This is a genomic window from Mesorhizobium shonense (assembly GCF_040545255.1).
In the GTDB taxonomy this organism is placed as follows: Bacteria; Pseudomonadota; Alphaproteobacteria; order Rhizobiales; family Rhizobiaceae; genus Mesorhizobium; species Mesorhizobium shonense.
The window spans coordinates 278422-290241 of the sequence record NZ_JBEPLM010000005.1 but is presented as its reverse complement, the minus strand read 5'-3'; the positions used below and the strand labels follow the sequence as shown (position 1 = coordinate 290241).

Sequence of the window (11820 nt, the reverse complement as noted above, 5' to 3'; positions counted from 1 at the left end):
TTGCTCAGCCCGTGGCCTGCGCCTTCAGCGCGCGCAGGATGCGTTCGGGCGTGATCGGCAACGTGTCGATGCGCACGCCGACGGCGTCGAAGACGGCGTTGGCGACGGCCGGGATCTGCGGGTTGGCGCACATCTCGCCCGGGCCCTTGGCGCCGAACGGCCCGTCGGCCGAGGGCCGCTCCAGCACGATGATCTCGGTCTCGGCAAGGTCGCCAGGCCCCGGCATCAGATACTGGTTGAAGTCGGTGCCGCCATGGTCGCGGCTCGGATAATAGGGCTCAGTGGTCTCGTAGAGCGCGTGGCTGATGCCCATCCAGGAGCCGCCGACAAGCTGCTGCTCGACCATCTTCGGGTTGAGCGCGCGGCCGATCTCGAAGACGTTCTTCACGGTGAGCACCGTCACCTCGCCGGTCTCGTCGTCGACCTCGACCTCGGCCACCGTGCAGGCATGGGCGTAGCATGTGGAGGGCTTCATCGCGCCGGTCTCTTTCTCCGGATAAGAGCGCGGGATCAAGAACATGCCGCGGCCGGAGATCGACCGGCCGCGCTTGAAATGCGCCGACAGCGCGACATCGAAGATCGAGATCGACTTCTGCGGCGCGCCCTTCACCACTATGTTGCCCTCACCATCGGTCTCAAGGTCGGAGGCGTCTACCTCCAGCTCCTCGGCCGCAACTTCCAGCATCACCTGGCGGGCTTCCTTGGCCGCTTGGATGACGGCATTGCCGGCGCGGTGCGTGCCGCGCGAGGCGAAGGTGCCCATGCAGTGGGGGCCGGTGTCGGTGTCGGCGGTGTCGATGATGACGCGGTCGGTCGGCACGCCGATGGTTTCGGCGCAGATCTGCGCCATGATCTGCTTCATGCCCTGGCCTAGATCGACGCTGGAAAGCGTGACCATGAAATTGCCGGTCGGCGTCGAATGGACCAGCGCCTGGGTCGGGTCTCCGCCGAGATTCATGCCGGTCGGATAGTTGATCGCGGCGACGCCGCGTCCACGCCGGATCGCCATCTCAGGCTCCTTTCCTGTAGGAGGACATCGCCATGTATTTTTCCGCCACCGGCCAGTTGGCGGCGCGCGAGGCTTCCTGCATGCACTCGATCAGCGCTGCGCCCTCGGTCGGCTGGCGATGCGCCTTCATGTCGCCGTCGCGGTAGGCATTGATGAAGCGGAACTCGAGTGGGTCCATGCCGATCAGCCGCGCCAGCTTGTCCATCTGCACCTCCAGCGCGAAATCGCCGATGGTGACGCCGAAGCCGCGCATGGCCGACGAAGGGGTGCGGTTGGTGTAGACGCAGTAGGTGTCGATCCAGACATTGGGGATCGTGTAGGGGCCGGGATAGTGCGCGGCGCCCTTCTGCGCGCCATAGGGCGAATGGCGCGAATAGGCGCCGGCATCGGTGTAGCCGGTCACCTTGCGCGCGACGATGCGGCCGTCCTTCATCACGCCGTCCTTGATGACGACTTTTTCGGCCGCGCGTGGCGAGGAGATCTGCATCTCTTCCTCGCGGCTGTAGATAAAACAGACCGGGCGTCCGGTTAGCTTGGCCCCGAGGATGGCGATCGGCTCGACGATGACGTCGACCTTGCCGCCGAAGCCGCCGCCGACCGTGCCGCCGACGAAATGCAGCTTCGAGCCCGGCATCTGCAGGATGATCGAGGTGTTGTCGAGGGTGAAGAACATCGCCTGCGTGTTGGTGTAGCAGGTGAAGCGGTCGTTGCCCTCGGGCGCCACCACGCAGCCGGTCGTTTCGGTCGGCGCATGCTCGATCGGCGAGGACTGGTAGCTTTGCTCCAGGATATGGTCGGCCTGAGCGAAACCGGCCTCGACATCGCCGAAGCGCACCTTGCGGCACTCGCCGCTGTCGTAGAGATAGTAGTTTTGGCCGTGATATTCGTTCACGAGCGGTGCGCCGGGCTTCAGCGCTTCCTCCATGTCAAAGACGGCCGGCAGCACCTCGTAGTCGACCTTGACCTTGGCGGCTGCCTCCTGCGCCGCGCGTTCGGTTTCGGCCAGCACCGCCACCACGGCCTCGCCCTTCCAGCGCACCTTGCCGTCGGCAAGCACCGTTTCGTCCTCGGGACCGATCTGGATCAGGATCAGGATGGTGTAGACGTTGTGCGGCACGTCCTTGGCGGTCAGCACGCGCACAACGCCCGGATGCCTTTCCGCTTCGGAAGTGTCGATCGAGCGGATGCGGGCGTGGTGGTGCGGGCTGCGCACCATTTTCAGATGCAGCATACCGGGAAAATTGCGGTCGGCGAAATAGGCGGTCTTCCCGGTGACGTGCCCGGGGGAATCGAGCCGAGGCCGCGGCTGGCCGATCTCGTGGAGGCCGTCCTTGCGGATGTCGGCGAAATAGTCCTTGCGCAGTTCCATGGCTGTTCCTCAGGCGGCGTTCTGCGAGTTGGCGCGCGCGGCGGTCAGCACCGCCTGGATGATCGGCTCGTAGCCGGTGCAGCGGCAGATGTTGCCGGACAGCGCCTCGACCACATCCTCGCGGCTCGGGTTCGGCGTGCGGTCGAGCAGCACCTTCGCGGCCATGATCATTCCGGGCGTGCAGAAGCCGCATTGCGTGGCGAAGGCATCGAGGAAGGCGCGCTGCAGCGGATGCAGCACGCCGCCCTCGGCAAGGCCGGCGGTGGTCTTGATATCGGCGCCATTGCAGGTCTCGGCCAGCGTCAGACAGGAGAGCCTCAGTTCGCCATCGATGACGACGGAGCAGGCGCCGCAGGTGCCCTGGTGGCAGCCACCTTTCGGCGAGGTGTCACCGATCTTGTCGCGCAGCGCGTGGAGCAGCGTGGTGCCGCTTTCGACGAATTCAGCCTTTTCCGAGCCGTTGAGCGTGAACTGAACCGGGACCTTTGCCATTTTTTCCTCCCAGCGCGCCTGCCCGGATGACCGGACAGACGCGCATCCCCCAACGGTGGTTAACTCAGCAGCAGCCGACCGAGATGGACCGGCAGGACCTCGGTGCGATACCAGGCGCTGGCGATCGGATCGGTGATCGGCGCAATACCTTCGCCAGCGGCAGCCAGCGCCGGTGCGATCTCGTCAGCCCTGAGCTTGCAGCCAAGCAACGCCTTCTCGGCGGCGTGGGCGCGCATCGGGCGATCGGCCATGCAGCCCAGCGTGATACGCGCGGAGGTTACCGTACCGTCGGCCGCGCTCTGCAAGAACGCCGCGATGCTCAGCACCGAGACACCCTTCGGTTTGACCCGCGACACTTTGAGGAAGCGGAAGCTTTCCGCCTTTGGCGGCGAAAAGCCGACGGCGGTGACGATGGCGCTGCTGGTGTCGCGGCCGGCCAGGAAGGTCTCGATCGGCATCTCGCCGGCCTCGGTGGCAACCGCGGCGTCCAGCGCCAGCAGCGCCACGGCGAAGTCGCCGTAAGGGGCGGGCGCGAACAGATTGCCGCCGACGGTCGCCATGTTGCGGATCGCCGGCCCACCGACCGCGCGCGCCGCCGGCGCGAGCGCGGCAAGCTCGGGATGACGGGCGATCGCCGCCATGGTGACGGAAGCGCCGAGCCGGGCCCTGCCGCCGGAAACGGTGATTTGCGACAGGCTTGGCTCGGTGACGCGCACGAGGCTGGAGACAGAGATGTCGCCCTCATTGGCGGCACGGACGACCAGCGTGCCGCCTCCAAGGTAACGCGTGCCCGATGCGTGCAGCGCGGTATTGGCGTCTTTCACGGTCGAGAAGGTCTGCAGCGCAAGCGACATGGCCTGCTCCCTTAGCCCTGGCCGGCGAAATGGCCCTTCAGGGCGTTGAAGCCGCCCTGGAAGACATTGGCGCCCATGCCTTCGGCCAGCTTATCGGCTTCCTCGGGCGCGGCGTCGAAGCTCGCGCTCCATTCGGCATAGGTGCGGTTGCCGTCGGTGACGCGACGCAATTGCAGCGTCGCCTTGTGGTTGGTGAGCGGCTGCGGGGTTTCGAGGATCGAGTAGCTGACCAGGAAATTCTCGTCCGAGAAGTCGAGCAGTTTTTCGCGCAGCCGCGCGCCGCTGACCAATTGGAAGTTGCGCACGCAGCCGATCGCGGCGGCGTCCTTGCCGTCCTCGATGTGGCTTTCCACCATGCGCGGGTGCCAGCTCGGCAGACCGTTGAAGTCGCGGATGCGGGCCCAGACCTGCTCGACCGGCGCGTCGATGACGCTGGAAATGGTGACTTTCGCCATAAGCTCGTTCCCTTGCAAAGATGACAAGAGGCTAGGGCGGTCGGTGCGCCGGCGCTTATCAATGCGTCTTGAGCGCGTATCAATCAGTCTGAAAAAGAGCGGCCTCAAAGCATGTCCCGAAAGTGGGACCGGTTTCGGGACAAAGACATGCGTAAATTCAATACCTAAAGCGCACGGAGCGAATCTGAAAGATCGCGACGCGCTTTAGGCCGCTCAGGCAGTCTGAAAATAGCCTTGCAAGATAAGCCGGGCGCCGGCTCAGGACATCGCCCTCGCCGCCTCGCGGTAGAGCGTCGGCGGCACGCCGACATGATCGCGGAAGAAGCGCGAGAAATTGCCCTGGGTGGTGAAGCCGAGATTGCAGGCGACCGAGATCAGCGGCTCCTGCGACCACTGCAGCTGGCGCACGGCTTCCTCCATCCGCAGCGTGTTCCAGTAAACATTCGGAGTCAGGTTGGTCTGTTCCTTGAACAGCGCGAAGAAATGCGGCCGGGAGAGGCCCACGGAGCGGGCCACGTCGTCGAAGGAAATGCGCTCGCAGACATTGGCCTTCATCAGCTGGATCGCCTTGCGGACGCGGAAATCGAGCATCGTGTTGATGCGAGCGCGTGCCGCCTGGGGCGCCGAGGCATCGGCGGCGTCGAGCACGCTGTCGATAAAGCGCTCGATCTCGTAGTTTGCAACGTCGTCGATGCTCTCATTGTCGGCCAAGTGATCGAGCAGGTTCGCCGCTGCCTGATGCAGCCACGGCTCCAGGACGATTGCCGCCTGCGTAAACAGCGGCGCCGACGAGGGTAGGTCGCGGCGCCGGCGTGCCCAGTCGGGATCGATGTAGAAGGCGAGGAAAAGGCCGGGCTTGCCGTCGCGGGAAAGCGCGTGGCTGTGCGGCTGGAAGGAGTTGATGCCGGCGGCAGTGGCAGGCCCGAGCCGCACAGTCTCGCGGCCGATGGTCATTTCCCCGGCGGTGCCTTCCAGCCAGATGATGAGATGCGCCTCGCCATGGGCGTGGGTGACGAAGTCGTTGGCGACATTCAGGACAGAGACATGTCCGAACCGGCCCCAATAGAGCCTGATCGCGTCCGTCATGGGTATAGTTCCTCCCGCAGGCGACTGGCCTCCCTTCGCCTGCCAGGGGATTGTGCGACCGGCCTCCGGCCCGCGTCAAGGCATGGCGGAATGATGGTCGCTTCGCATCGCCCCGCCCGGGCGGATTTTCAGACTTGGCGATAGGAGCGCCCCCTTCTCCCCTTGTGGGAGAAGGTGTCGCCGAAGGCGACGGATGAGGGGTGCTCCAGGGAACACCAGCGTCTCACTCCGCTGGAACACCCCTCATCCGTCTCGGCGCTATCGCGCCGATCCACCTTCTCCCACAAGGGGAGAAGGGAAGGTTGCGTCTCAGTCGCTGCGCCGGAAGTTGCGGATGCGATCGAACAGCACGGCGAGCAGGATGGCGCCGCCGATGAAGGTGCCTTGCCAGAAGGCGTTGATGCCGAGCAGGCCGAGGCTGTTGCGGATCACCTCGATCAGCGCGGCGCCGACGATGGCGCCGAAGGCCGTGCCGACGCCGCCTGCGAGGTTGGCGCCGCCGATGACGGTGGCGGCGATCACCTGCAGCTCCATTCCGGTGCCGATGTTGGTGGTGACCGCGCCCAGCCAGCCGGTCTCAATGATGCCGGCGAGACCCGCCGAAAGCGCCGAGATCATGTAGACGGCGACCTTGATCTGGCGCACAGGCACGCCGGTCAGCGTCGCCGCATGCTCATTGCCGCCGATGGCGAAGATGTGCCGGCCGAACTTGGTCCAGCGCAGGATGAAGCCGGTGATCAGCGCCAGAAGGATCATGTAGAGAACCGGGTTGGCGATGCCGAACAGCCAGGCGCCGCCGCCCAGCGCGAGCAGCTTGTCGTGGTCCGGTCCGAACTGGAAGACGACGGTGTTATTGGAGGCGACCATGGCGAGGCTGCGGGCGACCGACAGCATGCCGAGCGTCACCACGAAGGGCGGGAAGTCGAGATAGGCGATGAGGACACCGTTGAAAGCGCCGATGGCGAGCGCGGTGACGATCGTGGCCAGGATGCCGACCTCGATCGAATAGCCGGCATGCATTGTAACGGCCAGCACCATCGAGCACAGGCAGAGCACCGAGCCGACCGAAAGGTCGATGCCGCCGGTGATGATGACGAAGGTCATGCCGAGCGCCACGATGGCGACGAAGGTAATGTTGCGGGTGATGTTGTAGAGGTTCTTCTGCGTGGCGAAGGCGTCGGTGGCAAAGGACAGGAACAGGCAGGCGAGGATGACCGCGATCACCACCCAGAAGGTCTGGCTGGCAAAAAGCCGCGATAGAAAAGTGTGCTGCTTCTGCGCGATCGTCTGGTCAAGGGTGACTGCCATTATCGACCTTTCTTGCCGGCGGTGAAACGCTTAGGTGCCACAGGCGCCGTTATGCTAGCTGCTCGATGGCGCCAGTGATCAGCCCGGTGACCTCCTCCGGCGAACTCGAGGCGATTTTCTTGTCTGCGACCTTCCTGCCGCGCCGCATGACGATGACGCGGTCGGCGACGTCGAAGACGTCGGGCATGCGGTGGCTGATCAGCACGACGGCGATACCCTGATCACGCAGATGGCGGATCAGGTTCAGCACTTCGGCGACCTGCCTGACCGAGATCGCCGCCGTCGGCTCGTCCATCAGCACGATCTTGGCCTGCGACAGCATGGTGCGAGCGATGGCCACGGCCTGGCGCTGGCCGCCCGACATCTGCTTGACGAGGTCGCGCGGCCGCGTCTCGGATTTCAACTCGGCGAAGAGCTGGCCGGCGCGCTTGTACATCGCGGCATAGTCGAGGATGCGGAATGGGCCGACGCCGCGGCGGAGTTCCCGGCCGAGATAGACATTGGCGGCGGCCGTCAGATTGTTGCAGAGCGCCAGGTCCTGGTGGACGATCTCGATGCCGTGCTGGCGGGCTTCCGCCGGCTTGTGCAGGATCAGCTCCTTGTCGTCCATGCGCATCGTGCCGTGGCTCGGGCGGAAGTTGCCGGCGATCATCTTGACCAGCGTCGACTTGCCGGCGCCGTTGTCGCCCATCAGGCCGACGACCTCGCCAGCTTCCAGCGTGATCGAAACGTCGTTCACCGCCTGGATGGCGCCGAAATGCTTCGAAATGTTGGCGAGTTCGAGAACCGACACCAGCCTTAAGCCTCCCCGTTTGCGTCCCGCGAGTGCCGCCATCATCGATGCCGGCGCCGCCTGGGCCTCGCACCTCCAACTCCTCCCGAGCGGGTGCGATCGGTTCATTTAGGCAAAACCCGCATGGGCGTCAATCAACTGTCGGACGATTAATTTCGGAACTCGTCGAAAAATCCGTTTTGTAGGACAAATAGGAATTGACGTTGGCGCCGAGCCGATATTAGCTAGCGTCGGAGGAAGAACTTGCCCTCGCAAATCGCTGCTCGGCGGAGGCGGTGGGCAAGGATCGGTTAAGATCCGGCGATGCCAGTGTTCATTCGGCCTGGAACGGATCGGCAAATGCTTATCGGCCCGGCTTAAGACACGAACGTTCGAGGCAATTCCCGTGTCCTTGCGTCCAGGTCGGTTGGTGTGGCGGGCACGTCGTGTCCGTCTGTTTTCAAGGGAGGACTGATATGAGGAAATCACTTTTGCTCGCCGCCGTCGCCGCCATGGCGTTGAGCGCCGGGCCGGCTTTGGCCAAGAAACAGCTCGTCATTGTCGTCAAGGGTCTCGACAACCCGTTCTTCGAAGCCATCCATCAGGGCTGCGAGAAGTGGAACAAGGAAAACGCCAGCTCGGAATATGAATGCTTCTATACGGGCCCGGCGTCGACCTCCGACGAGGCGGGCGAAGCCCAGATCGTCCAGGACATGCTGAGCAAGCCCGACACAGTGGCAATGGCGATCTCGCCATCCAACGCGCCGCTGATCGCGCAGACGATCAAGAGCGCCAATCCGTCGATCCCGATCATGACCGTTGACGCCGACCTTGCCAAGGAAGACGCAGCGCTGCGCAAGACCTATCTCGGCACCGACAACTATCTGATGGGTCACAAGATCGGTGAGTACATCAAGAAGGCCAAGCCGAACGGCGGCACGGTCTGCCTGATCGAAGGCAACCCCGCAGCCGACAACATCCTGCGCCGCGCCCAGGGCACGCGCGATGCGCTCAGCGGCAAGGAAGGCCTTGCGGCGCTTGCCGGCGAGGGCGGCTGGACCGAGGTGGCGGGATGCCCGGTGTTCACCAATGACGACGGCGCCAAGGGCGTGCAGGCGATGACCGACATCCTTGCCGCCAATCCCAAGCTCGATGCTTTCGCAATCGAGGGTGGCTGGCCGCTGTTCGGCGCGCCGCAGCCTTACCGCGACCTGTTCAAGCCGATGGCAGACAAGATCGCCAAGAACGAATTCGTCATCGGCGCCGCCGACACGATCGGCGACGAAGTGGCTATCGCCAAGGATGGCCTGGTGACGGCTCTGGTCGGCCAGCGCCCGTTCGAGATGGGCTACAAGGCGCCGTCAGTGATGATCGACCTGATCGAAGGCAAGAAGGTCGACGATCCGGTCTTCACCGGTCTCGACGAATGCACCAAGGACACGGTCGACACCTGCATCCAGAAGTAGGCTTCCATCCCGGGGCGCCCTTCGAAGGGCGCCCCTCCACTTTTCGCCAGGATCATGGACGCGGCCTTGCCGGGGTGGCGGGCCAAGACTTTTCCGCGCCCAGAATTTTCTTGTCCGGCAGAGTTTTGCGGGCGTCTTGGAGCTCGCGACAGGAGGCACCGAACGCGGATGCCACGGGAAAAGTCAGCGAAGCGCTTAGCCGAGCCAGCGGCGGTCGTCATACGCGGGCCTGAGGCGACGCGGATCTCCGGTCTCAGCGTGCATGCATCGCTCGCCGGCGAGATCGGCCTCAGGATCGTACGCGGCGACTATCCGCCCGGCACCATCCTGCCCAATGAAGCCAAGTGGTCGCAAACCTTCAACGTCAGCCGATCGGCGGTGCGCGAGGCCATCAAGATGCTGATGGCCAAGAGCCTGCTGGCGTCGCGGCCGAAGATCGGCAGTTGGGTCGAGCCGCGAGAGCGCTGGAACCTGCTCGACCGGGACGTGCTCGCCTGGTACGCGACCTCGCCCGACCGCGAGGTGTTCCTGAGGACGGTGCAGGAGTTCCGCCACATCATCGAACCGGAGGCGGCCGCCTTCGCGGCGATGCGGCGCTCTGACGAGCAGATGGTCGAGATCAGCCAGGCCTGCCGCGAGATGGGCGAAGCGACGCATATCCAGGAGCGCACGCGCGCCGACACACGGTTTCACCTCGCCATCCTGCGGGCTTCCGGCAACGAGCTGCTGGTGCCGCTCGGCGTGCTGATCGAATCAGCGCTCGACCATCTCTTCGTCTTCGTCACGCGCGAGCACAGCGACCAGCGGCGGGCCCAATCCCTGCACGAGGCGATCGAGCGGAACATCCGCCTGCGGCGCCCGGCGGCCACCAGGAGCGCGGTGCACAAGCTGCTCGCCAACACCGACGAGGTGATCGAGCTGTCGCGGCGCTGAGAAGGGAACTCGCGCCGATGGCTGTCAAATCTTCTGCTTAACCCCGTCCTTCGACGGCATCAGGTCGACACCGTTGAGCTTGCCGATATGCGTGGCCAGCATCGGCACATACTGCTCGGCCGGCCCAGCGGCAAAGGCGGTCGCGAACGAGTTCTTGGTAGCGTTGCCGAGCGGATTGGCAATGCCGGCGGCGCCCGCCATCGATTCCAGATAGGTCAGATCCTTGAAGGCATTGGCGATGGAGAATTTGTGCGCGTCGCGGTCGCCGTCCAGCGTCCAGCGCATGAAGGTCTGGTAGAAGCCGCAATCCATGCGGCCGTTGCGGATCACGCTGTCGAAGCGCGGCGGCGAGATGCCGACCTTCTGCGCCAGGGCGAGAGCTTCGGAGTAGATCGCCGCGTAGCCCAGCGAAATGAAGTTGTTGAGCAATTTCATGCGGTGGCCGTCGCCGGTGTCGCCGATATGGACGATGCGCCCGGCCCAGGTCTCGATAACAGGCTTCACACGTGCGAACACCGCATCGGGCGCGCCGACCATGGCGTCGAGCGTGCCTTCCCAGGCCTCCTTCGGCGTGCGGCTGAGGGGAGCGTCAACATAATCAATACCAAGCGCGTTGAGTTCGGCGGCTAAAGCCATGGTCGACGTCGGGTCTGATGTCGAGCAGTCGATGACGACCGAGCCCTTCTTCAAGCCTTCCTTGAGGCCGCCGGCTCCACGGATGATCGCTTCCACCTCGCGTGAGCCGGTGACGCAAATGAAGACGATGTCGGACGCCGCCGCCACCTCGCGCGAGGTCGCCGCTTCCTTGGCACCGCGGCCAAGCAGATCCTCCGCCGGCTTGCGGTTCTTGCGGCCGAGAAAGGTGAGCGGATAACCTTTGTCGACGATGTTCTTGGCGATGCCGTGCCCCATCAGCCCGAGACCGATGAAACCGATGTTCTCGCGGGCAGCGGTGGTGGTCATGTCGTTTCGTCCCTGTCTTTGTCTGATGATCGGGGCCGGCGCGGCCGGCCGGCGAGCGATTGCTGGAGAAGGTTTTCGCGGATCGCCGTTGGCAGGCGATTGCGGAGCGCCATATTGTCTGACAATACACAGAATTCCCGAGCAATGTGGAGAGTAAAATGACGAAGCGGATCATGTTCACCGGCGGCAGCGGCAAGGCCGGCCGTCATGTCGTGCAGTATCTGGTCGAACATGGCTGCCAGGTGCTCAACATCGACACCAGGCCGCTCGACAACCCGAAGGTGCGCACTTTAATCACCGACATTACCGACAGCGGCCAGGTGTTCAACGCGCTGTCGAGCTATGCGGGGCTGCACGAGTTCGACCCGTCGCTGCGGGCGCAGCCGGTCGATGCCGTGGTGCATTTCGCCGCCATCCCGCGCATCATGATCACGCCCGACAACGAGGTGTTCCGCATCAACGCGATGGGGACCTACAACGTCATCGAAGCGGCGGTGAAGCTCGGCATCCGCAAGGTGATCGTCGCTTCCAGCGAAACGACCTACGGCCTGGTCTTTGCCAACGAGCCGCGCAATCCGACCCATTTCCCTCTCGATGAGGATTATGACGTCGACCCGATGGACAGCTATGCGCTGTCGAAGATCGTCAACGAGAAGACCGCGCGCGCCTTCGCGCTGCGCAGCGGCTTCGACGTCTATGCGCTGCGCATCGGTAACGTCATCGAGCCGCATGAATATGCGCTGTTCCCGAAATGGTTCGCCGATCCGGGTTTCCGCAAGCGTATCGCCTGGAGCTACATCGACGCCCGCGATCTCGGCCAGATCACCTTGCGCGCGATCGAGAAGGACGGGCTCGGCTACCAGGTGTTCAACGCGGCCAATGACGACACCTCGTCCGACCTGCCGACGGCCGAGCTCCTGAAGCGGTTTTATCCCGGCGTGCCTGTGAAAGCCGAGCTCGGCGAATTCGAGACGCTGCTGTCGAACCGCAAGGCGAGGGAGGTGCTGGGCTTCCGGCCCGAGCATAGCTGGCGCAAATACGTCAAGACGGCATGAGAGGAGACAAACGCTGGCTGAGCTGTGCACATCCGCGCGCTTTGCGGTAAAGCTGGTT

Annotated in this window: 12 protein-coding genes; 3 read left to right on the top strand and 9 right to left on the bottom strand. The window is 64.2% G+C overall.

Going from position 1 to position 11820, the window contains the following annotated elements; genetic code table 11:
- Positions 1-4: 4 nt before the first annotated feature.
- From ABID26_RS16070 to ABID26_RS16035, 8 genes are all read right to left on the bottom strand, one after another.
- A complete protein-coding gene (locus ABID26_RS16070; protein ID WP_126099161.1) occupies positions 5-1009 on the bottom strand; it encodes a xanthine dehydrogenase family protein molybdopterin-binding subunit in 1005 nt (334 codons plus the stop codon).
- A gap of 1 nt (position 1010) precedes the next feature.
- The gene (locus ABID26_RS16065) at positions 1011-2378 is read right to left on the bottom strand and encodes a xanthine dehydrogenase family protein molybdopterin-binding subunit (protein ID WP_354415948.1); all 1368 of its coding nucleotides are present in this window, start codon (positions 2376-2378) and stop codon (positions 1011-1013) included.
- Between the two features lie 9 nt (positions 2379-2387).
- The gene (locus ABID26_RS16060) at positions 2388-2870 is read right to left on the bottom strand and encodes a (2Fe-2S)-binding protein (RefSeq protein ID WP_354415947.1); all 483 of its coding nucleotides are present in this window, start codon (positions 2868-2870) and stop codon (positions 2388-2390) included.
- A 59-nt stretch (positions 2871-2929) separates the two neighbouring features.
- The gene (locus ABID26_RS16055) at positions 2930-3724 is read right to left on the bottom strand and encodes an FAD binding domain-containing protein (RefSeq protein ID WP_354415946.1); all 795 of its coding nucleotides are present in this window, start codon (positions 3722-3724) and stop codon (positions 2930-2932) included.
- 11 nt (positions 3725-3735) lie between these two features.
- A complete protein-coding gene (locus ABID26_RS16050) occupies positions 3736-4179 on the bottom strand; it encodes an SRPBCC family protein (protein ID WP_292371235.1) in 444 nt (147 codons plus the stop codon).
- Between the two features lie 258 nt (positions 4180-4437).
- Positions 4438-5265, bottom strand: coding sequence for a helix-turn-helix domain-containing protein (locus ABID26_RS16045; RefSeq protein WP_354415945.1), 828 nt, complete (start codon positions 5263-5265; stop codon positions 4438-4440).
- A 309-nt stretch (positions 5266-5574) separates the two neighbouring features.
- Positions 5575-6573 (bottom strand): ABC transporter permease, encoded by a 999-nt coding sequence (locus tag ABID26_RS16040; protein ID WP_126099167.1) that lies wholly within the window; start codon positions 6571-6573, stop codon positions 5575-5577.
- A 49-nt stretch (positions 6574-6622) separates the two neighbouring features.
- Positions 6623-7366 carry an ATP-binding cassette domain-containing protein gene (locus ABID26_RS16035; RefSeq protein WP_126099168.1) on the bottom strand — a complete coding sequence of 248 codons (744 nt, stop codon included), beginning with the start codon at positions 7364-7366 and terminating at the stop codon, positions 6623-6625.
- 455 nt (positions 7367-7821) lie between these two features.
- Between ABID26_RS16035 and ABID26_RS16030 the strand changes: the two genes are divergently transcribed.
- Entirely contained in the window at positions 7822-8811 is a 990-nt protein-coding gene (locus tag ABID26_RS16030) for a sugar-binding protein (RefSeq protein ID WP_126099169.1), read from the top strand.
- A gap of 168 nt (positions 8812-8979) precedes the next feature.
- The gene (locus ABID26_RS16025) at positions 8980-9744 is read left to right on the top strand and encodes a FadR/GntR family transcriptional regulator (RefSeq protein WP_126099170.1); all 765 of its coding nucleotides are present in this window, start codon (positions 8980-8982) and stop codon (positions 9742-9744) included.
- A 24-nt stretch (positions 9745-9768) separates the two neighbouring features.
- On the opposite strand, the gene ABID26_RS16020 is transcribed toward ABID26_RS16025, so the two are convergent.
- Positions 9769-10707: an NAD(P)-dependent oxidoreductase gene (locus ABID26_RS16020; RefSeq protein ID WP_354415944.1), complete on the bottom strand. Its 939-nt coding sequence runs from the start codon at positions 10705-10707 to the stop codon at positions 9769-9771.
- Positions 10708-10865: 158 nt separating this feature from the next.
- Here ABID26_RS16020 and ABID26_RS16015 point away from each other — a divergent pair, with 158 nt between their 5' ends.
- Entirely contained in the window at positions 10866-11762 is an 897-nt protein-coding gene (locus ABID26_RS16015; protein ID WP_292339944.1) for an NAD-dependent epimerase/dehydratase family protein, read from the top strand.
- The last annotated feature ends 58 nt before the right edge of the window (positions 11763-11820 follow it).